Here is a 24,672-nt window from a genome sequence, read left to right as displayed (position 1 = left end):
AGATGGGTCACCCGGGCAGGCCGGGCGGTTCGGCGCTCAACCTGTCATTCCGTTGTCGGGCTGTCCAGATACCGCGCAGGATAATTGCGCAAATCGGTCACAAAACATAACCAGATGACCCCGCGCCATATCGGCGCAGCGGGCTAGGGCGCCAAAAACGCCGCATTGGCAGGCACTTGCCTTGCGATTTTCCACACGTATTTGGCGAGTTCTTTTGCGTGATTAGCGCATATCGGGAAGCTGGATTCGCGCCACCTGCTCCGCGATCGGATCGACGGAAAGCGGATGGGTTTCGCCCGAATGGTCTTCGGGGTTGCCCAAGGGTTGCCAGCGCCCGCCCTTGAAGATTTCCAACGCCGAAAACCGTGCTTTATAGCCCATCTTGCGCGAGCCGGGCACCCAATAGCCCAAGTAGACATAGGGCAGACCCGCCTTTTGGGCGAGCGCAACATGATCCAAGATCAGATAGGTGCCAAGGCTCGTATCCGCCAAGCTTGGATCATAAAAGCTATAGACCATGCTGACCCCGTCATCGAGCACATCGGTCAGGCATACAGCGGTCAGCGGGCGAGGCGTTTCGGTGACCCGGCCATCGCGATATTCGATCACGCGGGTTTTGACCGGCGTTTCCTCGATCATCGCGGCGAATTCGAAAATATCCATATCGGCCATGCCGCCATCGGCGTGGCGCGCGTCCAGATAGCGGCGGAACAGGGTATATTGTTCCTCGGTCGCCCAAGGGCTGGTGGCGGTCCGCTTGAGATGGGCGTTTTTCGTCAGAACTTTGCGCTGGGTGCGCCCGGGCGCGAAATCGGCCACCCGGATGCGCGCCGAAAGACAGGCCGAGCAATCCGCACAAGAGGGGCGATACAGCACATTTTGCGACCGCCGGAAGCCTTGCCGCGACAGCGCATTGTTCAGTTTCTCCGCGCTTTCACCTTGCAGCGCGGTGAACAGTTTCCGCTCCGACCGGCCCTCAAGATAAGGGCAGGGCTGGGGCGCGGTCACGTAGAATTGGGGGGCAAGAGGCAGTGAATGGCGCATCACGGTCGGGAGGTTGCGCGCCGCAATCCGGGCGACGCCCCCACAAGCTAACAAAGCCTGCGCCCTAGGCCAAGGATTTCATGTCACGGAATCGAAACAACCCCGCCCTTTCGGACGGGGTTGGCTGAAAAACTGCGTGATCAGTAGCGCCCAGCGGTGCCCGGTTCAGGCGGCGAGGGGGGCGCGTCGGAGGCTTCGGCTGCTGCGGCGCGGGCCCGTTCTTCCATATATTGGTCGAACTCAGCCTTATCGCGGGCCTCGCGCAGACGGTGCAAGAAGGCCTCGAACTCGTCTTGTTCGCGTTCAAGCCGGGCCAGCGTATCCGCTTTATAGGCGTCAAAGGCGGCATTGCCGGTCGGGCGCGCGGCGTGGAACTGCATCCGCAGATCGTAGCGCGACGGGAAATGGGCACGCCGGGCGCGGCAGTTGCGGCCCGAAAACCGCCCGGTGATCAAGATGAACCCCAAAACCAACAGGCCCAGCGGCCCGGCAAAGATGAACGCGCCGACCATCACGACGACCCAACTCATCGGGCCACGTTCATCCAGCCAGTTCAGGGCACGGGTGACCGCACCGGGGCGGTCGGTTTCATTCAAGGTGGTTGCGGTCATGGTATGTCCCTCCGGGGATGATGTGAATTGCTTTCACATGAACGAAGATGGGGGGCGCTTCCGTCGCGGTCAAGGGCTCATGTAAAAACTTTTTACATTTCGCTTTGCCAAAGAAAAAGGGCCCGGCGCAAGGCACGGGCCCTTTTGGGCAACGGCGGGCGCGATCAGGCGACGTGATCGAGCTTTTGCGCCTGCACGAAAATCTCGCGCAGTTTGGCCTCATCGGTCGAGGACAGGTTCGTGCGCAGCACCGTGCCGCCATAATCGGCCAGATGGGTGATCACACGGTCCGAGGTCAGGTTGCGCGCCATCATAAAGAGCGCGGCGCGCCCGGGCGCTAGCGTGGCGGCGATTTCTTTCATGAATTCGTCGCGGATGCCGTAATCGCTCAGCGCTCCGGCGGCGGCGCCTGCCGCACCGCCCACCACGATGCCAAAGAGTGGGTTGAGAAAGATCGCGCCGATCAACAGCCCCCAAAACGACCCCGACATGGCGCCAAGCGCCCAAGGGTTTACCATCTGGCGCAGATGCACCTTGCCGTTTTCATCGGCCACGGCGACCACGGCATCGCCCACATCGGCGTAATAGTCGCTGGAAAGCTCAAACAGTTTTTTGCGGGCGGCTTCGGCGGTTTCGGCATTATCATAGCCAATCACAAGCAGTTCAGACATGATTTGTCTCCCTTGGTCTGGTGTGGTCCCGCCCGGTGCCCGGTTCGGGGACCGATCTGCGCGGGCGGGCTTTTGGTGAAAAAACGTCTGGCGGTATTGGTCGTTCCGTGTTGGGCGGTCACACTTGCGTGGCCGGGCCCGGGCGTGAGCGGGGATGGCGGTGGGGCCGCAGCGGTTGAACTGGGGCGCGCCAGTTTGCGCGGTGGACAGATGGGCGGGCCCGCCTAAAATTGTAGCGAAAGCTTTTCAGGCAGGAGTTTGGAAATGTACGGGAAATATTTGCTCGGCGGCGCGGGGCTGGCGGCCGTGATAGGGTGGGGCGTCTGGTGGGCAAGCCATCCCCATGCCAGCGGCCCCGGCGCGCAGGCGCTGCAAGACCAGATCCGGGCAGCGCTGGGCCCGGCGGGGCCTGCGGCGGTGGTGACCCCTGTCTTCGATCATTACGTTTTGACGCTTGATCCGGCGCGGGTGCTGCCCGAAGCCACGGGCGATGAACCCGCCCCGTTCACGATGTCGCCCTATGAATTGGATCTGCGCCCCAGAGCCTCGGGCCTGTGGGAAGTGGCGGGCGCGCCGCAGGATTTGCAGGTGCAAATCGTCATGCCGACCGCGGACGCCGAAGGTGTGACGGTGACCGATTACACCCTGCAAGGGGTGGTGTTGACGGGCACTTATGACCCCACCATCGCCTTTATGCGCGACTGGCAAACCAGCATGGACCGGTTGCAAATGCGCCAGACGCAGCCCATTCCAACGCCGGGCGAGACGCCGCAGGAAATGACGCTTGAGGTGGTGTTCAACGGTTATCGCGCCGCGACAGAGGTGCAGGAGGGCGCTACCGGGCTGAACCTGACCGGCCAAAGCCACGTCGCGCAGATCACCGAGACGGTCGCGATTCCCAGCCTGCCGGGCGGTGCGCCGACCGAACTGACCCTATCTTTGGAAGAGGGCAGCGGGCAGACCGAGATCGCCGGGTTGCGTTGGCGTGACACCCTGCCTGTGCTGGCCAAGATGCAGACGGTCTGGGCAGAGGGCAAAAACCTGCAAGACGAACAACAGGCGCTGGCACAGTTGATGTTGCCCACCTTGCCGCTTTTGGATCAGGCCGCGGCGCGCTTCGATTTCGAAAAGCTGAACGTGAAAACGACGGACTTTGCGGGGCAAGCCGCCCTTGGTTCGCTTGAAATCGACATCGCCCCCGAGGCGCGCAAGCTGCGCGAGGCGCTGGCGCTTGACGGGATCACCGTGGCAGAGGGCGTGGTGCCCGCTTGGGCCAGCGCTTTGGTGCCGCAACAGGCGCGGGTCGATCTGGGCCTAGAGGGGGTCGATCTGCTGGCGATGATGAAGCTGGCGTTGGAAGATATGGCCGCGGGCGGCACGGGCACTGTGCCCGATGCACAGATGGCGGCGGCAATGTTGCCCGGGGGGGCGATGACGCTGCGGCTCAACCCCAGCCAGATGGTGGGCGCGGGTTACACGCTCAAGGCTGAGACGATGGCGCAGATCGATATGGAAAGCAGCGCGCCGAAGGCGCTGGAGGCAACGATCGACCTTGCCGGGACGGATGCCATTTTGAACGCGCTGCAACAGGGGCCCAGCGATGTGCAGCAAGCCGCGATGGGGCTGATGGCAATGCGCGGTCTGGCCCAAGCGCAAGACGATGGCACCCTGCGCTGGCAGATCGCCTTGGATGACGAAGGTGTGCCCATGGTCAATGGCATGTCGATGGGTGCCTTGGGCGGGATGATGCCGTAAGCGCCTGAGCCTTAGCCCTCGTAGCGCAGCACGCGCGGGCGGGCGAGGCACAATTCGGGCGGCACCGTCACCAGTTCGGTGCTGCCCGGTTCTTCCAGCAATTCCCACGCCCGGCGCACCAGTTCGCGGTGGCGCTGGCGCACCATATGCACCGGCAGGCGCAGCAATTCGCCATAGGGTTCATAATCGAAACAGCCCAAGGAAAAGCCGCGCAACTCCGGTTCAGGTCGGCGTGACAAAAACCGCAAAACCTCTTCGAACACATTGAGAGAATTGGCAAAAAGCCCTGCAGGCATGCCGCCAAGCCGCGCGTGCAGCGCCCGGATTTCGGCCTGTGCCGTCTGTGGTTCATAGCCGCAGGCAATCACCTGATCATCGTCGCACCGCCCAAAATGCGCGATCATCGCGGCCCGAAATCCCGCGATCCGGCGCGACGAGGCATGCAGCCGTGCATCCCCGCCCAAAAGATAAATCTTTTCGCGCCCGGTTCCCTCCAGCGCGGGGGAGTGCGGGGCCAGCGTGTCGATGATTGCCTCGGTCAATTGTCGCGCGCCGGTTTCATTGTCGGTGATCACCGAGGGTGCATCGGGGCAGGGCTGGTCGATGAACACATGCGGAAGCTGCGCCGCGCGGCAAATCTTTGAAATATGTTGCGGATCGGCGGCCCCGGCGACGAAAAGCGCATCGATCGAATAGGCCATCAGATCGCGCACGGTCGATAATTCTTCTTCGGGGTTGCGCGCGGTGGCGATAATCACCGGGCATTGCCCGCGCGCGCGCGCTTCCAGCGTGAAACTTTGCGACAGATCCGAAAAGAAGCGGTTGTTGTGTTCGGGTAAAATCAGCCCCACAAGGCCCGAACGTGCGGTGCGCAGCCCACGGGCCTGCAGGTTGACCGAATAGCCCATCTCGCGCGCAAGCGCGATAATGCGCAGCGCGGTGGCCTCTTTGATCCGGCGTGCCTTCCATGTGCCGTTCAGCGCAGCGCTGACCGTCGAGGCCGAGGCACCCGAACGCGTTGCGATATCGTAGATCGTGTGTTTCTGTGTCGGCTTCATCGACCCGTCCTGCGGCTTCTTGACAGGATGATGCCGAATCGACTTATATTGCAACATCGATTGTGCGGGTGCCGCAAATCATCGCAGATTTGCCGCCGAGCCAAAGGAATTTTGCCCTGCGTCAGTGTTGGAGGCTGGCCCCGGGCATTTTTTCTAGCGGCCTGCGCAATCGATTGCACAAGCGCCGTACCCCGCGGTTCGGGGCAGATAGAGTCGGGGCCACGGTCCCGAGGGAGGAACAGATGAAGAAGCTTCTCGCCTGCGCCAGCGCAGTGGCGTTCACTGCGGTATTTGCAAGCGCGGCCAGCGCCACCGAAATCGGTGTGGTGGTGAAGATCGGCGGTATTCCGTGGTTCAACGCGATGGAAGACGGCATCAAGCGTCAGGCCGATGCGCTGGGCGTCGATGCCGAGATGATCGGCCCGACTTCGGCCGACCCGGCGCTGCAAGTGCAGGCCATCGAAGATCTGATCGCCAAGGGCGTCGATGTGATCGGCGTGGTTCCCAATGATGAAAAAGCGCTGGAGCCGGTGCTGAAAAAAGCCCGCGATGCCGGGATCAAGGTCATCGCGCATGAAGGCCCGGGCCTTGAAAATGTTGATTGGGATTTTGAACTGGCCTCGGCCCAAGGCTTTGGCGAGGCCCATGCCAAGCTGCTGTCTGAAAAGATCGAGGGTCCGGGCAAATACGCGGTTTACGTGGGCTCGCTCACCGTGCCGCTGCACAATGCATGGGCGGATGCCGCCGTGGCTTGGCTGACCGAAAACCGCCCCGATCTGGAGCCGGTGGGGGATCGTTATGGCGTGGCGGAAAACGTCGATGAAAGCCGCAAGACCGCGCTTGATCTGATGGCGGCGAACCCCGATCTGAAGGGCTTTTTGGGCTTTGGCTCGCAAGGGCCGATCGGGGCAGGGCGCGCGATCGATGAGCGCAAGATGTCGGGCAAGGTCTTTGTCGTCGGCCCGTTCTCGCCCGGTCAAGGCGCGCGGATGGTGCATCAAGGCGTGCTGACCGGCGGCTATATGTGGAACCCGGCGCAGGCGGGTGAGGTCTTCGTGACGCTGGGCAAGATGCTGGCGGAAGGCGAAGAAATCACCGACGGGATGGAGATTCCGGGCCTTGGGGTGGTGCATCCCGATTTCGAAGGGCGTGACATCATCACCGATAACCTGCTGGAACTGAACGATGAATCCGTCGACGGCCTAGCCGATATGGGGCTTTAAGCGCGGGGCTTGACCCAAAGCAGGAAAAGCCGTGGGCGTGCAATGCTGCGCCCGCGGTCTCATGGCGGGACAAAACAATGACAAGCGGCAGTGACAGCGACGCGCTTCGGCTGAAGGGCATCACCAAGATTTTCGGGGGCGTGAAGGCGCTTGACGCGGTCGATTTCGACGTGCGCGCGGGCGAGGTGCATTGCCTTGCGGGCGAAAACGGGTGCGGAAAATCCACCCTTATCAAGGTTGTGACCGGCGTCTATAGGCCGGAAAGTGCCGAAGAAATCAGCCTGTTTGGCCAGACGCTTTCTGCCATCACCCCGGTGCAGGCCCGCGCCAAGGGCGTGTCGGTGATTTGGCAGGATTTGGCGCTGTTTCCCAACATGTCGGTGGCGGAAAACATCGCTTTTGACACATTGGTGGGCGCGCGCCCACGCGGTGTGCCCTTTGCCAAGATGCACGCCGCCGCCGCCGAGGCTTTGGCGCGGCTGGGGGTGACGCTGGATTTGCACGCGCCGCTGGAAACCCTGCCCATCGCGCAGCGGCAGGTGGTGGCGATTGCGCGCGCGCTGATGAATGACGCGCGGCTGATTTTCATGGATGAGCCGACGGCCTCGCTTACGCAATCGGAAACGGATCGGCTTTTGGACATCGTGCGCAAGCTTTCCGCCGATGGCGTGGCGGTGGTGTTCGTCAGCCATCGTCTGGCCGAGGTTTTGGATATTTCCTCGCGCGTGACGGTCTTGCGCGATGGCAAGCTGGTCGGCGTCTACCCGACCGAGGGGATGACACAGGCGAAGCTTGGCGAATTGATGACCGGGCATTTGCTGGAAAGCACGGTTTCCGCGCGCGCGGCCACCGGCCCGGTGGTGTTTGAGGCCAAGGGGCTGTCCGTGCCCGGCCAATTTGAAAACATCGATCTGACGATCCGCGCGGGCGAGGTGGTCGGGCTGACTGGGCTGATCGGGGCCGGGCGCACCGAATTGGCCCATGCGATGATTGGTATGACCCGTGCCCAAGGCACCATGACGCTGCTGGGCAAACCTTACCGCCCCGCTTCGCTGCGCGATGCGATTGCACGCGGCTTGGCCTATGTCTCCGAAGACCGGCTGTCGCTGGGGCTTTTGCAAAAGCAATCCATCGCCGACAATGCCGCCATCTCGGTGCTGCACAAGCTATTGGATCGGTTCGGGCTGATCGCCCCGGCCAAGAAAGACGCGTTGATCCGCGATTGGGTCAAGCGGCTGGGCATCAAGATCGGCGCGCCGGAAAACCCGATTGCCACGCTGTCGGGCGGCAACCAGCAAAAGGTTGTGTTGGCAAAATGGCTCGCCACCGAACCGAAGCTGCTTATTCTAGATAGCCCCACCGTGGGCGTGGATGTGGGCGCGCGGGCGGGCATCTTTCGCATCGTGCGTGAACTGGCCGATCAGGGGCTGGCGATCTTGCTGATCTCGGACGAGGCGTCAGAGGTGCTGTATAACTCTGACCGTATCTTGCATATGGCGGGCGGGCAAATCCGCCACAGCTACGACCCGCGCCAGACCACCATTCAAGCGCTGGAGGCGGCGATCTATGCGTAACCTGATGAAAAACCGCCAGATCGAGACGCGCATCTTTATCGCGCTGGCGGCGATCTGCATCTTCCTGTCGCTGGCGACCGATACGTTTTTGACGCTGGGCAACCTGACCTCGTTGCTCAACAACTCTTCGGTCAATCTGATCTGGGCGGTGGGGCTGTTGGTCGTGCTGATCGCCGGGGGGATCGACATTTCCTTCGCGGTGGCCACCTCGGTCGTGCAATATGTGGCGGCGAAATTCCTCATTGGGATTGGCGGCGGCAATTGGCTTTTGGGCTTTATCGCATGCGGCATGGTGGGGATTTCGCTGGGGCTGATCAATGCCGCGCTGATCCATGGCTTTCGGATCATCTCGATCGTGGTCACCATCGCCACCTTCAACGCCTTTTTTGGGCTGCTGATGTTCTTCACACGGGGGCGCAGCATCTACAACCTGCCCGATTGGTGGATCGACCGGATCGCGCTTTTTGAACATCAATCCGCCGATGGCGCATGGTCGCAATTGATGATGCCGGTGGCGGTGATGGTGGTCTGTGTCATTGCCACTTGGGTGTTGATCCAGCGCACCAATTTGGGGCGGCAGATCTATGCCTTTGGCGACAACCCCGAAGGCGCGCGCCGCGCGGGTGTCAACCTCGCGCTGATGCAGGCGCTGGCCTATGGCTGGATGGGGCTGATGGCCGGGATTGCCGCGCTGATGCAGGTCAATATCGTGCAAGAGGTGGTGCCAAACGCGCTTTATGGCCGCGAACTTGACGTTTTGGCCGCTGTGGTCTTGGGCGGCGCGCGGCTGGGCGGCGGCAAGGGCACGGTTCTGGGCGCGGTGCTGGGCGTGATGTTCGTCGCCGTGACGCAAAACGGGCTGAACCTTCTGGGGATTTCGCCCTTTGCCTTCAAGATGATCATCGGCGCCGCAATCTTGGTCGCGATCTCCACCTCCAACATGAACCTTGGCGGCTTGGTCGCCACCCGCAAGGAGGGCGCGAAATGAGCGCGTTCATCACCCGTTTGCGCCAAAACCTCGGGACCGAGACCTTTGGGCTTCTGATCTTGCTCGCGGTCATGGTTACGGTGTTCAGCTTGGCTTCGCCCCGGTTCCTGACGGCGGCCAATTTCGGCTCGATGGGCTATCAGGCGCCCCTGCTTGGGCTTTTGACGCTGGCGATGCTGGGGCCGATGATCTCGGGCGGGATCAATTTGGCGATCATTTTTCTGGCCAATATCTCGGGGCTCACCTTCGCTTGGGTCATGTTGCAATTCGGCGGCGCCGAGGCCGGTCTGCCCGCGATCTTCATGGGCGCGGTGGCGGCAATGGCCGTGGGCGCGGCAGCGGGCGCGCTGGAAGGGGCGGTGATCGCCTTTGTCGGCGCGCATCCGATCCTTGTGTCACTGGCGATGATGATCTTCCTGCGCGGCTTGGGCGAGTTTTTGACCAAGGGCGGCGATATTTCGGGCTTTCCCGATGTCGTGGGCGCGCTCGGGCATGGGGCGATCTTTGGCTTCCCGCTACCGCTGCTGCTTTTCTTGATCGTGGCGCTGGTCTGGCATGTGCTTTTCTCGCGCTCGCGCCACGGGTTTGCGACCTATATGGTCGGCTCCAACATCCGCGCGGCGGAATATTCGGGGCTGCCCACCAAGCGCACGCTGATCACCATTTATGCCCTGTCGGGTCTTGTGTGCGCGATTGCCGGGATCTTGATGCTGGCGCGTTTCAACTCGGTCCGCGTCGGCCATGGCGAGGCGATGCTTCTGGTCACCGTTTTGGCGATCTTTCTAGGCGGCATCGATCCCTTTGGTGGCAAGGGCCGCGTCGCTCCGGTGATCCTTGCGATTTTGATCCTGCAAATCCTGTCGTCGGGTCTGAACCTGATCGGCGCCAACCAACATCTTGCGACCGCGGTTTGGGGGCTGTTCCTCATCGCCGTGATGATCCTGCGTTCGGGCAGGCTGGCCGCCCTCATACCCTTCAGAAAGGACTGACACCATGGAAGGATTCGGTGTTCATACCAGCATGTGGACGATGAACTGGGACCACGACGGCGCGGAACGCGCGGTGGCCGGGGCGCTGGAATATGGCGTCGATTTCATCGAAATCCCGATGCTGCAACCCGCCACGATTGATACCGCCCATACCGCGGGCCTGTTGGAAAAATCGGGTCTGCGCGCGGTCTGCTCGCTTGGCCTGCCCGAAGAATGCTGGGCCTCGAACCATCCCGAAAAGGCGATCGATTATCTGAAACTCGCACTCGATAAAACCAAGGCCTGCGGGGCAGAGGCGCTGTCGGGCGTGACCTATGGCGGTATCGGCCAGCGCACCGGCTTGCCCGGCACCGCGCAAGAATATGACAATGTCGCCCGCGTGCTGGAAGCCGGCGCGGCTTATGCCAAGAAGATCGGCCTTTTGTTCGGGATCGAGCCGGTCAACCGCTATGAAAACCACCTGATCAACACCGGCTGGCAAGCGCGCGACATGATCCACAAAGTGGGCGCGGATAACATCTTCATCCACCTTGATACCTATCACATGAACATCGAGGAAAAGGGCGCAGGCAACGGCATTTTGGATGCGCGCGAGTTTCTGAAATACATCCACCTGTCGGAAAGTGACCGGGGGACGCCGGGCGAAGGCACCTGCGATTGGGATGAGATCTACGCGACCCTTGCCGCGATTGGCTTCAAAGGCGGGTTGGCGATGGAAAGCTTCATCAACATGCCGCCCGAAGTGGGCTATGGCCTGTCGGTTTGGCGCCCGGTGGCGGAAAGCCATGATGAGGTGATGTCGAAAGGCCTGCCGTTCCTGAAGAACAAAGCCAAGCAATATCGGCTGATCTGATGGGCGCGCGGGTCGATATGCTGGGCCTTGTGGCGGTGGCGCGCGAGATGCTTGCGCGCCCCGACCGGCAGGTGCTGGCCATTTCTGGCGCACCGGGCTCTGGCAAATCCACGCTGGTGGAGGCGCTTGCGCAGGTGATTGAGGCCGAAAGTCCCGGCGCTTGCGCGATCTTGCCGATGGATGGTTTCCACTACGATGATGCGGTGCTTCATGCCCGTGGCCGTCGTCCGTGGAAAGGCGCGCCCGATACGTTCGATGTGGGCGGGCTGCGGTCCACCTTAGCGCGGCTGCGCGACCCGGCAGAAGGCGCGGTGGCGGTGCCGGTCTTTGACCGCGATCTGGAAATCTCGCGCGGCTCGGCGCGGATCATTGAGCCCACGGCAAAGCTGATCTTGGCGGAGGGGAATTATCTTCTTTTGCAAGATGATCCTTGGCCTAGTTTGCATCCGCTCTTTGACCGGACCGTGATGATCGAGGTGGCTGAGGACGAACTGCGCCGCCGCTTGCGGGGTCGCTGGGTGGGCTATGGGCTCAGCGAGGCCGAGATCGATCACAAGCTGGACGGCAATGACATTCCAAACGGCCATACGGTGCGCTATCGCTCCGGTCCGGCCGATCTGGTTTTCGTCCCCTAGGGGCGAAGACAGCCGCGTGTCGCGCGGCTTGACGGCAGCGCCACGGGTCTTCACCCTCCCCATGACCCGTGGCGCTTGTCGCACAAGGGAGGACAGTATGAGCTATTTCATCGGCATCGATGTCGGCACCGGCAGCGCGCGCGCTGGCCTGTTTGACGCGGCAGGCGCGTTGCTGGGCAGCGCGGCCGCAGATATCACCACCTTTCGGCCCGCACCCGATTTCGCCCAGCAAAGCGCGGCAGAGATTTGGGGCGCGGTTTGCGCCGCCACGCGCGCCGCCTTGGCGCAGGCCGGGGTCGCCGGGGCCGATGTGGCCGGGATCGGCTTTGATGCCACCTGTTCGCTGGTTGTGACCGGGGCCGGGGGCGCACCGGTCAGCATTGATCCCGGCGGCGCGCCCGAACAAGATGTGATCTTGTGGATGGATCACCGCGCCCTGGACGATGCCGAGGCAATCAATACTATCGGCGGTGCGCCTTTGGCCCATGTCGGCGGGCGCATCTCGCCCGAGATGCAGTTGCCCAAGTTGCGCTGGCTCAAACGCGAATTGCCTTCCGCTTGGGCGCAGGCGCGTCAGTTCTGGGATCTGCCCGACTGGCTGGTGCATCGCGCCACGGGCACGGCGGTGCGTTCGCTGTGCTCGACCGTGTGCAAATGGACCTATCTGGGCCATAAGGGGGAGGCGGGCGAGGGCTGGGACGATGACTTTCTGGCCGCCATCGGGCTTGCCGAATTGGCTCAGGCTGAACATAGCGCGATTGGCGCACAACTGGCCCCGCCCGGACGTCTGGCCGGGCGCCTGACCGAGACGGCGGCAGCGGAGCTGGGCCTTGTGCCGGGGCTTGCCGTATCCACCTCGATGATCGATGCCCATGCGGGTGCTTTGGGCACTTTGGGGGTGTGCGGTGCGGGCTGGCAGGGGCGGCTTGCGCTGATCGCGGGCACTTCAAGCTGTCATATCGCGCTTGATCCCGATCCGCGCTTTGTGCCCGGTATTTGGGGCCCGTATTTCGGGGCGGTGTTGCCCGGAGTTTGGGCGCTTGAAGGCGGGCAATCCGCGGCGGGCGCCTTGATGGATGCGGTGATCGCGCGCCATGCGGCCGCCATCCCCTTGGCCGAGCGCGCGCAGGCCGAGGGCAAACGCGTCGCGGCGCTGATCGAAGCGCATCTGGCCAGCATGGCCGAAGAAACCGCCACCCTGACCGCTACCCGCCATGTGCAGCCCGATTTTCACGGCAACCGCTCGCCTTTGGCCGAAGCGTGGCGAAAGGGCGCGCTGGTCGGGTTGGGTCTCACCAGTGATCTGGATGATCTTGCGCTGGATTATTTGGCCACGGTGCAGGCGCTGGCCTATGGCACGCGCCAGATCATCGCGGCGATGCGCGCCGAGGGGGTGCAAATCGATACGCTGGTGATGAGCGGCGGGCTGGCGCAAAACCCACTTTTCGTGCGCGAAAACGCCGATGCGACGGGCTGTGCAGTGGTGGTGCCTGACACGGCAGAACCGGTGCTGTTGGGCTGTGCGATGCTGGCCGCTGTGGCAGCGGGCCACCAGCCCGACCTGCCCGCCGCGATGGCAGCAATGGCCGGCGGAGGGCAGGTGGTCGCGCCGCGCGGTGCGGCGATTGCCGATTTCCACGCGCGCAAATACCGCGTCTTCACCCGCATGCAGGCCGATTCTGCCGCCTATCGCGATCTGATGGCGCCCTAGCCGTTTGGGCAGCCCCCCCCCGATCTTCGGGGCACGCCCCTGTGGCGTTGCGCCTTAGCGCACCACTTGGCCGCCGCCATGGTGCCAGTCGTTCAGCCCGCCAAGGTTGAAGACCTTGGTATAGCCCAGCGACACCAGCATTCGCCCAGCGCCTTGGCTGCGCGCACCAGAGGCGCAGTAAAGCACCACGGGTTTATCAAGCGACAGCTCTTTCAGGCATTCGGGGCTCGACGGGTCGCATTTCATCGCCACCGCCGCCATTGGCACATGTAGCGCGCCTTTGGCTTTGCCGCTGGCGCGCAGCTCCATCCCGTCGCGCACATCAAGCAAAATCGCTTCGCCTTTGGTGACCATTTGCACCGCGTCTTTCGGCGCGATCCGTTCGACGCGACCTTGCCCTTGGCCAGAAGGGCGCAGGAAGTTGAACATCTCGTATTCCTTCTTTTGCGGCGCCAAAGCGCAGGGGCGCCTGTCGGTTCCATGTGGCAGAACGCTGCGTGGTTTCAAGCGCTTTTACCTTAGATATGCGAAGACATGAATGATTTCTATGCTGCGTGGCAGCAACAGGCGGCAGGCCGCGCAAATCTTTGGCGCCGGGCGCAAAAGTTCCCCTTCTGTTCGCATTTTCGCATTGGAGACTCGCCCCTGACCCCCTATCTATTGGGGGCTTTGAACGGAGACGGGTATGGCCGAGCAAAAATTCATCGAGGTGCGGGGCGCGCGCGAGCATAACCTCAAGGGGGTCGATCTCGACATCCCGCGCGATGCGCTGACCGTCATCACCGGGCTTTCGGGCTCGGGTAAGTCGTCGCTCGCCTTCGATACGATCTATGCCGAGGGACAGCGGCGCTACGTCGAAAGCCTGTCGGCCTATGCGCGGCAATTCCTTGATATGATGGGCAAACCCGATGTCGATCATATTTCGGGCCTATCCCCGGCTATCTCGATTGAGCAAAAGACCACGTCGAAAAACCCGCGCTCGACCGTCGGCACGGTGACCGAGATCTATGACTATCTGCGACTGCTATTCGCCCGCGCGGGCACGCCCTATAGCCCCGCCACGGGTCTGCCGATTCAGGCAATGCAGGTGCAAGATATGGTCGATCGCGTGATGGCGATGGAAGAGGGCGCGCGGGGTTATTTGCTGGCTCCCGTGATCCGCGACCGCAAGGGCGAATACCGCAAGGAATTCGCCGAATGGCGCAAGGCGGGCTTTCAGCGGGTGAAGGTGAACGGCGCCTTTTACGACCTTGAGGAACCGCCGACCTTAGACAAAAAATTCCGTCACAATATCGATGTGGTGGTGGATCGGATTGTGGTCCGTGAAGGGTTGGAGACACGTCTGGCGGACAGTTTCCGCACCGCGCTGGATTTGGCGGATGGGATCGCGCTTTGGGAAGAGGCGCTGTCGAATGATGCGATTGAGGCGGGGCAAGAGCCCGCGCGGGTGACCTTTTCGGAAAAATTCGCCTGCCCGGTGTCTGGTTTCACCATTCCGGAAATCGAGCCGCGTCTGTTTTCTTTCAACGCGCCTTTTGGCGCCTGCCCGGCCTGTGATGGGCTGGGGGTGGAGCTTTTCTTTGACGAACGTCTGGTGGTGCCGGATACCACGCTGACGCTGATGGCGGGCGCGCTGGCCCCTTGGGCAAAGTCGAAAAGCCCCTATTTCACGCAAACGATTGAGGCTTTGGCGAAGCATTACGGGTTCGACAAGCGCAAGCCGTGGAAGGACCTGGCCCCCGAGGTGCAAAAGCTGTTCCTTTACGGCTCGGGCGAGGATCAGATCAAATTCCGCTTTGACGAAGGCGGGCGGGTCTATGAGGTCAGTCGCAGCTTCGAAGGCATCATCCCAAATATGGAGCGCCGTTACCGCGAGACGGATTCGGCTTGGTCGCGCGAAGAGATGGAGCGTTACCAGAACAACCGCCCCTGTGGTGCCTGCGGCGGGCACCGGCTAAAGCCCGAGGCTTTGGCGGTGAAAATCGCCGGGCTGCATATTGGGCAATTGGTGGAAATGTCGATCCGCGAGGCGCATGACTGGATTGGCACCGTGCCCGAAAGCTTGGGCACGCAGCACAATGAAATCGCCCGCCCGATCTTGAAAGAAATCCGCGAGCGGTTGGGGTTCTTGGTCAACGTGGGGCTGGATTACCTGACGCTTTCGCGCGCAGCGGGCACGCTGTCGGGCGGCGAAAGCCAGCGGATCCGGCTCGCCAGCCAGATCGGCTCTGGCCTGACGGGGGTGCTTTATGTGCTGGACGAACCCTCGATCGGGCTGCACCAGCGCGACAATGACCGGCTTTTGGGCACGCTGAAAAACCTGCGCGATCAGGGCAATACGGTCTTGGTGGTGGAGCATGACGAAGATGCGATCCGCCATGCGGATTACGTTTTTGACATTGGCCCCGGCGCGGGCGTGCATGGCGGCCAAGTCGTCGCGCGCGGCACACCGGGCGAGATTGCGGCGGACCCGGCGAGCCTCACGGGGCAATATCTGTCCGGCACCCGCGCCATTGAAGTGCCCGCCAAACGCCGCAAGGGAAATGGGAAAAAGCTTAAGGTCTCAAAAGCTTGTGGTAACAACCTCAAAGATGTGACGGTGGACTTCCCGCTTGGGAAATTTGTCTGCGTCACCGGCGTTTCGGGGGGCGGCAAATCCACGCTGACGATTGAAACGCTTTATAAAAACGCGGCGATGCGATTGAATGGCGCGCGCGAAACCCCCGCGCCTTGCGAAAGCATTCGCGGCTTTGAACACCTTGATAAGGTGATCGACATTGACCAACGCCCGATTGGGCGCACGCCGCGGTCCAACCCTGCCACCTATACAGGGGCCTTCACGCCGATCCGCGATTGGTTTGCGGGCCTGCCCGAGGCACAGGCGCGCGGTTACAAGCCGGGGCGGTTTTCCTTCAACGTCAAAGGCGGGCGTTGTGAGGCCTGCCAAGGCGATGGCGTGATCAAGATCGAGATGCACTTCCTGCCCGACGTCTATGTGGAATGCGAAACCTGCAAGGGCCACCGCTACAACCGCGAGACGCTGGAAATTCAGTTCAAGGGCAAGTCGATTGCCGATGTGCTGGATATGACGGTGGAAGACGCGCAGGAGTTCTTTAAAGCCGTGCCCGCGATCCGCGAAAAGATGGATGCGCTGGTTGAGGTGGGGCTTGGCTATATCAAGGTCGGTCAGCAGGCGACTACGCTTTCGGGCGGCGAAGCGCAGCGAGTGAAATTGTCCAAAGAACTCAGCCGCCGCGCCACGGGGCGTACGCTTTATATCTTGGACGAACCCACCACGGGGCTGCATTTCGAAGATGTGCGTAAGCTTTTGGAAGTGCTGCATTCCTTGGTCGAACAGGGCAACACGGTCGTGGTGATCGAACACAATCTCGATGTGATCAAAACCGCCGATTGGATCATCGACATTGGCCCCGAGGGCGGCGATGGCGGCGGGCGCATTGTGGCCGAAGGCACGCCCGAACAGGTGGCCACCGTGCCCGAAAGCCATACCGGGCGCTACCTTGCGCCAATGCTGGGCTTGCCGGTCGCGGCGGAATAGGGGCTGACATAGGGCAGGGGGCGCTGCCCCCTCTTTTCCTGCGGAAAATTCACCCCCGGGATATTGACGCAAAGTCGAAGGGGAAAAGAGCTTCGCGTCAACGCGTGCCAGAAAGGGCGGGGCTGCGCCTTTAACGGCGGCGCATCCGGCCCAGCACTTCGATCACCTTGCCGGTCTTGGCCGAGACTTTGTAGATGATCCGCTGATCTTCATAATAGCGCCATGGCCCATCCACCGGGGGCAGGTCGTAGCGGCGCAAATCCATCAGCATCGAGTGGTCATAGATCGGGAAGTCATCGCCCACCGCGTAATCGGGGGCGCGGGCATTTTCCAGCTTCCAGCGGTGACCGTATTTGCAAAACCGATCCCCCGTCGCCTCCAAAATCCGGCATTCGGAGGGGGGCTCGGCCTGCGGTGCTTGAGGGCCAATGGGCGCCAAGCTTTCGGCGCGCGCGGGGAGCGCTGCGCAAAGGGCAATCAGCAAAAGGGCAGGGCGGAAGTACATCGGCACAGTCTAAAGCCGCCCTCGCCAAATGAAAACCCGCCGAAGGCGCGGGCCCTTCGGCGGGTTTGCCCCGTCGCAGAAAATCGGTGGCTCTGGCCAGCCACCGATGCGCGGGGGTAGCTTTTGCCAGATTAGCTTTTGCAGGTGTTGATGCCCACGATCGTGTAAAGCGGGCAGGAGCCCGCCAGACCGGTGATCAGCGGCACAACACCGATCAGCCAGAACCACGAGGCATCGGGCATCAGGAAATAGGCGGCCAGCATGGCGGCACCAAGGACGATGCGGGCAATTTTATCCATCCCGCCGACGTTGTTCTTGAACATGTGAACTCCCTCCAAAAAATCCCGCAAGGCGCGGGCTCTGAGGGAAAGCTAGCATTGGGGCGGGGGCGCGTCGGTGACGTGATCACCAATCCCGATCACAGCGCCGCGAGCGGGCCGCTTAAGCGCCCTCGGTCACCGCATCAAGACGTTTCAGCGCGCTTGCATCGCAAATTTCCACCAGCCCGCGCTCGGTGCGCACCCAGCCGCGTCGGGCAAAGGCGTCAAGCCGGCGCGACACCACCTCGCGCGCCGAGCCGATCTGCGCGGCAATCTCGGCATGGGTGGCCGAAACGCGGCCATTTTCCGCCCGCGCCAAAAGCCAACTGGCCAGACGGCTTTCGACCGATTGAAACGAGACCCGCTCCATCAGCCGGATCACCTCTTCCATCCGCACCGCCATCGAAGAAAAGACCAACGCCCGGAACGAGGGACTGTCTTCCATCAGGCGCAAGAAGGCCATGCGCGGCACCAAAACGATGCGCGAGGGCGTGGTGGCAATGGCTTCGCCGGTATAATCCGCCTCGCCCAGAAGCCCGAGCGTGGTTTGCACGCAGGTTTGGCCGGGCTCCACCGCGTAAAGCATCAATTCCCGGCCATTCGCGCCGGTCAGGAACACTTCGACCCGGCCTTGCAGCACCAATACAAAGCCTTGCACCGCATCGCCGGGGCGAAACAGCACCGCGCCCTTGGGCACATCCATCGGGCTCAGGTCGCTGAGCAAGGCACGCTCAGGGGCACCGAGTCGCGCAAGGGCGGGGGAGGTATCGATCCAGCTTGTCATGTTTTGGATTTAGGCTTGGCGGCGCGATAAGCACAAGACCCCATTGGTCAATTGCCGTCGCGTCGGATCAATTGCCGAGCAGCGCCGACAGCAGCCCCAGCACGGCCACGGTTTTCAGCGTCTCGGAGTCGATCAAGGTCACGCGGTTGTCGATCACGCGGTATTCTTGACCATGGGGCGGCGGCGGCAGGCGGCGCAATTGCGCAGCACTTGGCGCATGGCCGGGGGCTTTCTGCGCGGCGTGCGGGGCCTGCTTTTTGGCATGGCCGGGGGGCGTGTTATGGCCCGGTGCGGCGCAGCTTGCGCCGGGGCCGGTGCAATCGGGGCGCGGCTCGGCCAAAGCGGCGGGGGCAAAGGCGCCGAGTGCAAGGGCAAGGGCCGCGAGGGTCAGGGGACGGTGTGTCATCATGGATCTCCTTGGTCTGAAGATCCAACGCGCGAGCGGGGCCATTCGGTCGCCCGCTCGCGCGGATGTGAGCCTTTAGGCGCGGCGGCGCTGTTCGAACCGGGGCAGCATGGCAGAGAAATCCTTGCCCGAACCGCCTTCCTCTTCGACAAAGCGGGCATAAAGCGTGGCGGCCTGCTGCCCCATCGGCGTATCGGCATCCACGGCCTCGGCCGCTTGCTGGCTCAGCCGCAGATCCTTGAGCATCAATTCCGCGGCAAAACCGGGCTTGTAGCCATTGTCGGCGGGGCTTTGCGGCCCCACGCCGGGCGCCGGGCAATAGGCGTTCATCGTCCAGCTATAGCCCGACGAGGTAGAGACCACATCGAACATCTTGCCGCGATCGAGGCCCAGCTTGTCGGCCAGCGCAAAAGCTTCGCAGGTGGCGATCATCGTCACACCCAAGATCATATTGTTGCAAATCTTCGCCGATTGGCCCGCCCCGGCGGCACCGCAATGCACCGCCTTTTGCCCCATGATCTCAAACAGCGGCTCTACCATGGCAAAGGCGGCATCCGGTCCGCCCACCATGAAGGTGAGCGTGCCCGCCGTCGCCCCGCCGACACCGCCCGACACCGGCGCATCCAGCGCGGCCAGCCCAGCGGCGGCGGCCTGATCCGCGACCGCGCGCGCACTTTCGACATCGACGGTCGAGCAATCGCACAGCACCGCCCCCGGCGCCATCGCCGGGATCACTTCGGCGGCCACCGCGCGCAAAATGGCGCCATTGGGCAGCATCGTTACCACCACCTCGGCCAGCATCGCCGCTTCGCCAGCGGTTGCGGCCTTAGCCACCCCCGCCGGGCAGGGGGCGGCAAGGTCGAAGCCCATCACCTCATGGCCCGCTTTTGCAAGGTTCGCCGCCATCGGCGCGCCCATGTTTCCCAGTCCGATAAAACCGATTTTCATGTGTCCTCCCAATCTGTTGCGACGCTCTCCTCAGGCGTCGAAGTCGATTTCCCATTCACGTGGCAAGGGCGCCAGCAGCCGCGCCACCAAATCTTCTGGCAGCGTATCGAGCCGATAGGCCCAGCGGGGGGCGCGATCCTTGTCGATGATTTGCGCCCGCACGCCCTCCAAAAAATCGCTGTGTTCCACCGCGCGCAAGGTGAACCGAAACTCGTTCGACAGTGCCTCGCGGATATTGGGCAGGGCGCGGGTCATGCGGATCAGCCGCAGTGTGCATTCTTCGCTGAGCGCGGAATTGCGGCGCAAGGTGGTCAGCGTTTCGGCGGCGAATTTCGTCTCCATCCCCTCCAGCGTGGTGATGATGGCGGCCATATCCTTGCCGCCAAAGATCGCCTCGATATCGGGGCGCCGCTCGGCCAGAAAGCCTTTGACCTCGGGCTGAAATCCGCGCGGAATGACCGAGGCTTCGCCAGTGCGGGTCAATTCCGCAATCACATCGGGCCAGCGCGCTTCGGGCAGGTAAATATCGGCAAAGCCCGCGTAAAGCGCATCGGCCGCGCCGATCCGCCCGCCGGTGGTGCCCAGATATTCGCCCACCCGGCCCGGCGCGCGCGCCAAAATCAACGTGCCGCCGACATCCGGAATGAGCCCGATCCCGGTTTCGGGCATGGCGATTTGCGTGGTTTCGCCCACCACGCGGTGGCTGGCGTGGCCGCCCACACCAACGCCCCCGCCCATCACAAAGCCCTGCATGAAGGCGATGATGGGCTTGGGATATTCCGCGATTTTCGCGTTCATCCGGTATTCGGCGCGCCAAAATTGCGCGCCCAGTTCAAAATTGCCCGCGCGGCCCGCGTGATAGACCGCCGCGATATCGCCGCCCGCGCAAAAGGCCCGCTCGCCCGCCGCATCGATGATGACCAGCGCCACCTCTGGATCGTCGCGCCATTGATCCAGCGCCGTTTCGATCACGCCCGCCATGCTTTCATCCAGCGCATTGAGCGCTTTGGGCCGGTTGAAGGTCAGCCGTCCCGCGCGGCCTTGCTTGCGGGCAATCATCCAGTCGTCTTGCATCAGCCTCGCTCCGCTATCATCGCGCGGCTGATGATCAGCCGCATGATTTCATTTGTGCCTTCAAGGATCTGATGCACACGCAAATCACGCACGATCTTTTCGATCCCGTAATCGGCAAGATAGCCGTAGCCACCATGCAGTTGCAGGCATTGATTGGCCACGTCAAAGGCGGCATCGGTGACGTAAAGCTTGGCCATGGCGCAGAATTTGGTCGCATCCGGGGCCTTGTGGTCCAATTTCCACGCCGCTTGACGCAAGAAGGTGCGGGCCGATTGCAGCTTCACCTCCATCTCGGCGAGCCGGAATTGAAGCGCTTGGAATTGGTCAAGCGATTGGCCAAAGGCCTTCCGCTCGCCCATATAGCCAAGCGTGGCCTCAAGCGCCGCCTGCGCCCCGCCAAGCGCCGAGGCCGCGATATTAAGCCGTCCGCCATCCAGCCCCGCCATGGCATAGCTAAAGCCCTTGCCAATTTCGCCCATCAGGTTTTCGGCGGGCACGATGCAATCGTCAAATTGAACCTGTGCGGTGGGTTGGGCGCGCCAGCCCATTTTGTCTTCATGCGCGCCAAAGCTTAGCCCCGGCGTGCCCGCCGCGACCACCACGGTGGAAATCCCCTTGGGGCCGGGCTCGCCCGTGCGCACCATCGTCAGATAGGCGTCCGAATAATCCCCGCCCGAAATGAAAGCCTTGGTGCCATTGAGTTTGTAGCCTCCGTCCACCGCTTCGGCGCGGGTGCGCAGCGCGGCGGCATCTGAGCCAGAACCCGGTTCGGTCAGGCAATAGGAATAGATCGTTTCCATGCTGCACAGATTCGGCAACAGCCGCGCTCTCAGATCGGGCGCGCCGAATTTGTCGATCATCCCGCCGCACATATTGTGGATCGACAGGAACGAGCCCACCGCCGGGCAGGCCATTGCCAAGGCTTCAAAGACAAGCGTCGCATCCAGCCGCGTCAGGCCCGAGCCGCCATAGTCTTCCGAGACATAAACCCCGCCAAGCCCCAGCGCCGCCACCTTGGGCCACAAATCGCGCGGGATCGTGCCCGCCGCTTCCCACGCGCGCGCATGGGGCGCGATTTCCTCCTGCCCAAAGGCATAAGCCATATCGAATATGGCCTGTTGCTCCTCGCTCAGCGCGAAATCCATGCCTTCCTCCCAAAGCCTGAATTGAACACCTGTTTATTTTGAAATTCTTGCACCAGTGTTGCAAGCGCGGGGCGGGGCTGGCCCCTTTGGGGCCGCGCCCAGTGCCCCGGTGGCAGACCGCGCGCGGTGCGCGGCCCGCCTGATTTGGGCTTAGTCCAGCGCTTTGAAATTCAGCGCGACGCCATCCTTGATGCCCGAGAACCAGCGCGCGGTCACGGTTTTGGTCTTGGTATAGAACCGCAAGGCATCGGGGCCATATTGGTTGAGATCGCCAAAGGCCGATTTCTTCCACCCGCCAAAGGTGTAGTAGGACAGCGGCACCGGGATCGGGAAGTTGATGCCAACCATGCCCACATTCACCCGCGCCGCAAAATCGCGCGCCGTGTCGCCATCGGCGGTGAAGATCGCGGTGCCGTTGCCGTAATCATTATCGATGATCAGCTTCAGCGCGTCTTCATAATTGTCTTGGCGCACCACGCTGAGCACCGGGCCGAAAATCTCTTGCTTGTAGATTTCCATCTCGGGCGTGACCTTGTCGAACAGGCTCGGCCCCACGTAAAAGCCGTTTTCATAGCCTTGGATCTTGAGGCCCCGCCCATCGACGACAAGTTCGGCCCCCGCCGCGACGCCCGAGTCGATCAGCCCTTCGATCCGTTCTTTCGCCTGCGCTGTAATCACCGGGCCAAAGTCCACATCATTGCCGCCCGTGTAGGGGCCGACTTTCAGCTTTTCGATCTTCGGCACCAGCCGTTCGATCAGCGCTTCCGCCGTGCCTTGGCCAACCGGCACCGCGACGGAAATGGCCATGCAGCGTTCGCCCGCCGCGCCATAGCCGGCACCGACCAGCGCATCCGCCGCCTTGTCCATATCGGCATCGGGCATGATGATCATATGGTTCTTGGCGCCGCCAAAGCATTGCGCGCGCTTGCCGTTCGAACAGGCCCGGCCATAGATATATTGCGCAATCGGGGTCGAGCCGACAAAGCCCACGGCTTGGATCGTGTCATTGTCCAAAATCGCATCCACGGCTTCTTTGTCACCGTTCACGACTTGCAGCACGCCATCGGGCAGGCCTGCTTCTTGTGCCAGTTCCGCCAGCCGCATCGCGGTCGAGGGGCAGCGCTCCGACGGTTTGAGGATCATCGCATTGCCCGCCACCAGCGCCGGGCCCATTTTCCAAAGCGGGATCATCGCCGGGAAGTTGAAAGGCGTGATGCCCGCCACCACACCCAGCGGCTGGCGCATCGAATAAAGATCAATGCCGGGGCCTGCATCGCCCGTGTATTCGCCCTTCATCAGCGCGGGCGCGCCCATGCAGACCTCGATCACCTCAAGGCCGCGTTGCACATCGCCGCGCCCGTCCAAAAGCACCTTGCCATGTTCGAGCGAGACAAGCTCGGCCAGCTCATCCATATGTGCGTTGATCAGATCGGCGAATTTCATCATTACCCGCGCGCGGCGCTGCGGGTTGGTGGCGGCCCAGCCGGGCTGCGCCTTTTCCGCCGCGGCGACGGCGGCATCCAATTCGGCTTGTGTGGCCAGCGCGACCTTGGCGATCACCTCGCCCGTCGCGGGGTTCAACACGTCGGAACTGCGCCCCGACGTGCCCGGAACCATTTTGCCGTCAATCCAATGTCCGATCTCTTTCATCTTTTCCTCCCTTTAGGGCCTGCACCGGTTATCGCGCTTTGAGCGTTTGGGTGTTGGGAACTGCGTTCGCCGTTACATTAGCCTTGCGAAAATGCGCCATAAAGAGGAAGTCTGGCAAAAGCGTTTTGCAGTTTTGCAAAGGTGGGGCATGGATTGGGATGATCTTCGGGTGTTCTTGGCGGTGGTGCGGGCCGAAAGCCTGTCTGGCGCGGGGCGGGCGCTCAAATGCGATGCGGCCACGGTCGGGCGGCGCATCGCGCGGCTGGAAGAGGCGGTGGGAGCAGCGCTTTTCGTGAAATCGCCGCAAGGCTATGCGCTGACCGAGGCGGGCGGGCGGCTTTTGCCCCATGCCGAAGCGGCGGAAGCCGCGTTTGCCGGCGCAGCCGAGGAACTTTCGGGCACCGGGCGGCAATTGACCGGGCAATTGCGCATCGGCGCGCCGGATGGTTGTGCCAATTACCTCTTGCCCCAAGTTTGCGCCGAGATTTGCGACGCCCATCCGGGGCTCGAAATCCAGATCGTCGCTTTGCCGCGCGTCTTTAACCTTTCCAAGCGCGAGGCGGACATGGCCATTGCCGTTTCGCCCCCCACGGCGGGGCGTCTGACAGTGCAAAAGCTGGTCGATTACCACCTGCATCTGGCCGCGCATGAAGATTATCTGGCGCTGCACCCGCCCATTCAAACGCGCGCCGATCTGCGCGCGCATCGGATCGTGGGCTATATCCCCGACATGATCTTTGACAAGGAACTGGACTATCTGGCCGAAACGCGCGCCGAGGCGGTCGGGCTTGCCTCCAATTCGGTGTCGGTGCAAATGCAGATGCTGCGCGCGGGGGCGGGGCTGGGCATCGTGCATGATTTCGCGCTGCCCTTCACGCCCGGCGTGGTGCGGGTGCTGGCCGAGGAAATTGGGCTGAGCCGCGCCTTTTGGTTGATCCGCCATGCCGATGACCGCCGGTCCGAACGGCTAGAGCGTCTGGCCGAGGCGTTGGGGCGGGGCATGCGGCGCGAGGTGGCGCGGCTTGAGGCAATGGCTGCCGCGGGGCAGGGGCTCGGCTCGCCCACGCGGGCCTTGGCACCGGCGCCGGGGCATGATGTATAGCGGACTTGGGGCACGGTGACATGCCCGTGACGCTGCGGCGCGGGCTGTGGCGCTTGCAAAATCGGGC

23 protein-coding genes are annotated in these 24,672 nt (G+C 62.6%); 10 read left to right on the top strand and 13 right to left on the bottom strand.

Annotation, left to right across the window (positions count from 1 at the left end; genetic code table 11):
* Positions 1-222 precede the first annotated feature (222 nt).
* The 3 genes from CKO11_RS04535 to CKO11_RS04525 form a co-directional block, all read right to left on the bottom strand.
* Entirely contained in the window at positions 223-1,044 is an 822-nt protein-coding gene (locus CKO11_RS04535) for an arginyltransferase (RefSeq protein ID WP_223633574.1), read from the bottom strand.
* A 140-nt stretch (positions 1,045-1,184) separates the two neighbouring features.
* A complete protein-coding gene (locus CKO11_RS04530; RefSeq protein ID WP_223633428.1) occupies positions 1,185-1,655 on the bottom strand; it encodes a DUF2852 domain-containing protein in 471 nt (156 codons plus the stop codon).
* Between the two features lie 164 nt (positions 1,656-1,819).
* Positions 1,820-2,326, bottom strand: coding sequence for a DUF1269 domain-containing protein (locus tag CKO11_RS04525; RefSeq protein ID WP_223633426.1), 507 nt, complete (start codon positions 2,324-2,326; stop codon positions 1,820-1,822).
* A 264-nt stretch (positions 2,327-2,590) separates the two neighbouring features.
* Here CKO11_RS04525 and CKO11_RS04520 point away from each other — a divergent pair, with 264 nt between their 5' ends.
* On the top strand, positions 2,591-4,081 hold the full coding sequence (locus CKO11_RS04520) for a hypothetical protein (RefSeq protein ID WP_223633425.1): 1,491 nt from the start codon (positions 2,591-2,593) through the stop codon (positions 4,079-4,081).
* 11 nt (positions 4,082-4,092) lie between these two features.
* Here CKO11_RS04520 and CKO11_RS04515 read toward each other — a convergent pair whose 3' ends face one another.
* On the bottom strand, positions 4,093-5,139 hold the full coding sequence (locus CKO11_RS04515) for a LacI family DNA-binding transcriptional regulator (protein WP_223633424.1): 1,047 nt from the start codon (positions 5,137-5,139) through the stop codon (positions 4,093-4,095).
* Between the two features lie 242 nt (positions 5,140-5,381).
* Between CKO11_RS04515 and CKO11_RS04510 the strand changes: the two genes are divergently transcribed.
* The 7 genes from CKO11_RS04510 to CKO11_RS04480 all read left to right on the top strand — a co-directional run bounded on the left by CKO11_RS04510 (position 5,382) and on the right by CKO11_RS04480 (position 13,112).
* Positions 5,382-6,362, top strand: coding sequence for a substrate-binding domain-containing protein (locus CKO11_RS04510; protein ID WP_223633423.1), 981 nt, complete (start codon positions 5,382-5,384; stop codon positions 6,360-6,362).
* Positions 6,363-6,439: 77 nt separating this feature from the next.
* The gene (locus tag CKO11_RS04505) at positions 6,440-7,936 is read left to right on the top strand and encodes a sugar ABC transporter ATP-binding protein (RefSeq protein ID WP_223633422.1); all 1,497 of its coding nucleotides are present in this window, start codon (positions 6,440-6,442) and stop codon (positions 7,934-7,936) included.
* Positions 7,929-8,924, top strand: a complete 996-nt coding sequence (locus tag CKO11_RS04500; RefSeq protein WP_223633421.1) for an ABC transporter permease — start codon at positions 7,929-7,931, stop codon at positions 8,922-8,924. The genes CKO11_RS04505 and CKO11_RS04500 overlap by 8 nt, the downstream gene beginning before the upstream one ends.
* Positions 8,921-9,913 (top strand): ABC transporter permease, encoded by a 993-nt coding sequence (locus tag CKO11_RS04495; protein WP_223633420.1) that lies wholly within the window; start codon positions 8,921-8,923, stop codon positions 9,911-9,913. Before CKO11_RS04500 ends, CKO11_RS04495 begins: the two co-directional genes overlap by 4 nt.
* A gap of 4 nt (positions 9,914-9,917) precedes the next feature.
* Positions 9,918-10,766, top strand: a complete 849-nt coding sequence (locus CKO11_RS04490; RefSeq protein WP_223633418.1) for a sugar phosphate isomerase/epimerase family protein — start codon at positions 9,918-9,920, stop codon at positions 10,764-10,766.
* Entirely contained in the window at positions 10,766-11,401 is a 636-nt protein-coding gene (locus tag CKO11_RS04485) for a nucleoside/nucleotide kinase family protein (RefSeq protein WP_223633416.1), read from the top strand. Before CKO11_RS04490 ends, CKO11_RS04485 begins: the two co-directional genes overlap by 1 nt.
* Positions 11,402-11,498: 97 nt before the next feature.
* On the top strand, positions 11,499-13,112 hold the full coding sequence (locus CKO11_RS04480; protein WP_223633415.1) for an FGGY-family carbohydrate kinase: 1,614 nt from the start codon (positions 11,499-11,501) through the stop codon (positions 13,110-13,112).
* 54 nt (positions 13,113-13,166) lie between these two features.
* On the opposite strand, the gene CKO11_RS04475 is transcribed toward CKO11_RS04480, so the two are convergent.
* Positions 13,167-13,541: a rhodanese-like domain-containing protein gene (locus CKO11_RS04475; protein WP_223633414.1), complete on the bottom strand. Its 375-nt coding sequence runs from the start codon at positions 13,539-13,541 to the stop codon at positions 13,167-13,169.
* A 256-nt stretch (positions 13,542-13,797) separates the two neighbouring features.
* On the opposite strand from CKO11_RS04475, the gene uvrA reads away from it, so the two are divergent.
* Positions 13,798-16,671: an excinuclease ABC subunit UvrA gene (gene uvrA / locus CKO11_RS04470; RefSeq protein ID WP_223633413.1), complete on the top strand. Its 2,874-nt coding sequence runs from the start codon at positions 13,798-13,800 to the stop codon at positions 16,669-16,671.
* A gap of 130 nt (positions 16,672-16,801) precedes the next feature.
* Here uvrA and CKO11_RS04465 read toward each other — a convergent pair whose 3' ends face one another.
* The 8 genes from CKO11_RS04465 to CKO11_RS04430 all read right to left on the bottom strand — a co-directional run bounded on the left by CKO11_RS04465 (position 16,802) and on the right by CKO11_RS04430 (position 23,503).
* Positions 16,802-17,176 (bottom strand): hypothetical protein, encoded by a 375-nt coding sequence (locus CKO11_RS04465; RefSeq protein ID WP_223633412.1) that lies wholly within the window; start codon positions 17,174-17,176, stop codon positions 16,802-16,804.
* Between the two features lie 131 nt (positions 17,177-17,307).
* The gene (locus CKO11_RS04460) at positions 17,308-17,499 is read right to left on the bottom strand and encodes a DUF2892 domain-containing protein (protein WP_097081276.1); all 192 of its coding nucleotides are present in this window, start codon (positions 17,497-17,499) and stop codon (positions 17,308-17,310) included.
* A gap of 118 nt (positions 17,500-17,617) precedes the next feature.
* Positions 17,618-18,280, bottom strand: a complete 663-nt coding sequence (locus CKO11_RS04455; RefSeq protein WP_223633411.1) for a Crp/Fnr family transcriptional regulator — start codon at positions 18,278-18,280, stop codon at positions 17,618-17,620.
* 67 nt (positions 18,281-18,347) lie between these two features.
* Positions 18,348-18,686 carry a hypothetical protein gene (locus CKO11_RS04450; protein ID WP_223633410.1) on the bottom strand — a complete coding sequence of 113 codons (339 nt, stop codon included), beginning with the start codon at positions 18,684-18,686 and terminating at the stop codon, positions 18,348-18,350.
* 75 nt (positions 18,687-18,761) lie between these two features.
* Complete coding sequence (gene mmsB / locus CKO11_RS04445; RefSeq protein WP_223633407.1) at positions 18,762-19,634, bottom strand: 3-hydroxyisobutyrate dehydrogenase; 873 nt, start codon at positions 19,632-19,634, stop codon at positions 18,762-18,764.
* Positions 19,635-19,664: 30 nt separating this feature from the next.
* A complete protein-coding gene (locus tag CKO11_RS04440; RefSeq protein ID WP_223633404.1) occupies positions 19,665-20,708 on the bottom strand; it encodes an enoyl-CoA hydratase/isomerase family protein in 1,044 nt (347 codons plus the stop codon).
* Positions 20,708-21,853 carry an acyl-CoA dehydrogenase family protein gene (locus CKO11_RS04435; protein WP_223633402.1) on the bottom strand — a complete coding sequence of 382 codons (1,146 nt, stop codon included), beginning with the start codon at positions 21,851-21,853 and terminating at the stop codon, positions 20,708-20,710. The genes CKO11_RS04440 and CKO11_RS04435 overlap by 1 nt, the downstream gene beginning before the upstream one ends.
* Positions 21,854-22,003: 150 nt before the next feature.
* Positions 22,004-23,503 carry a CoA-acylating methylmalonate-semialdehyde dehydrogenase gene (locus tag CKO11_RS04430; RefSeq protein WP_223633401.1) on the bottom strand — a complete coding sequence of 500 codons (1,500 nt, stop codon included), beginning with the start codon at positions 23,501-23,503 and terminating at the stop codon, positions 22,004-22,006.
* Positions 23,504-23,651: 148 nt separating this feature from the next.
* On the opposite strand from CKO11_RS04430, the gene CKO11_RS04425 reads away from it, so the two are divergent.
* Positions 23,652-24,605 (top strand): LysR family transcriptional regulator, encoded by a 954-nt coding sequence (locus CKO11_RS04425; protein ID WP_223633400.1) that lies wholly within the window; start codon positions 23,652-23,654, stop codon positions 24,603-24,605.
* Positions 24,606-24,672 lie beyond the last annotated feature (67 nt).

Origin of the sequence: Rhodobacter sp. TJ_12, from assembly GCF_020023995.1 — a bacterium.
GTDB lineage: Bacteria > Pseudomonadota > Alphaproteobacteria > Rhodobacterales > Rhodobacteraceae > Rhodobacter.
This window is presented reverse-complemented; position numbering and strand designations above follow the sequence as displayed.